This is a genomic window from Neisseria sp. HMSC066H01 (assembly GCF_001837375.1).
GTDB lineage: Bacteria > Pseudomonadota > Gammaproteobacteria > Burkholderiales > Neisseriaceae > Neisseria.
In genome coordinates, this window is sequence record NZ_KV832176.1 from 1 (window position 1) to 516 (window position 516).

Here is a 516-nt window from a genome sequence, read left to right on the forward strand (position 1 = left end):
CCTAATCCAACTGTAAAGCCTGTATAAGTTACAAAACTAATGCCAAGGGCAATAAATACTTTTGCAACAATATAGGTTAATAGTCTTTGTAATATGGCGAAAAACGCAGCTTTCATGCTTTAGTCCTTTCTACTTGAAAACATGATATATGCTGCCGCTACCGCAGCGATACCAATCACAAGGAATCGGATCATTTCGGCAAAATTACAAATCATGTCATATTTAAATTCCATGGTTATGCCCAAATAGGTTGCAGTTCGAGGCGCAGGGCAAACACCATTATCGGGTAGGAAGAAATCAGGGCTAAATGTTGTTTCGTTATTTGTATGAGGAATTTTGAAAGGTTCTTCTTGTTCCTCTACATCGCCTTTTTCTGAACAAGCTAATATGTCAGGGAAAACATTACAAAGTAATCCTTTTGATTCTTCTTTCTTGTCATCTTTTTTATCTTCTTTTCTTTTATCTTTATCAGATGGATCGTCATCCGGATCAGGTTTATCATCTGGACGTTTATCA

Annotated in this window: 1 protein-coding gene; it reads right to left on the reverse strand. The window is 36.6% G+C overall.

What is annotated here, in order from left to right:
- Positions 1–119: 119 nt before the first annotated feature.
- Positions 120–516: IgG-binding virulence factor TspB family protein (locus HMPREF2551_RS00035; RefSeq protein WP_283122390.1), on the reverse strand; the 397-nt coding region annotated here is incomplete at its 5' end.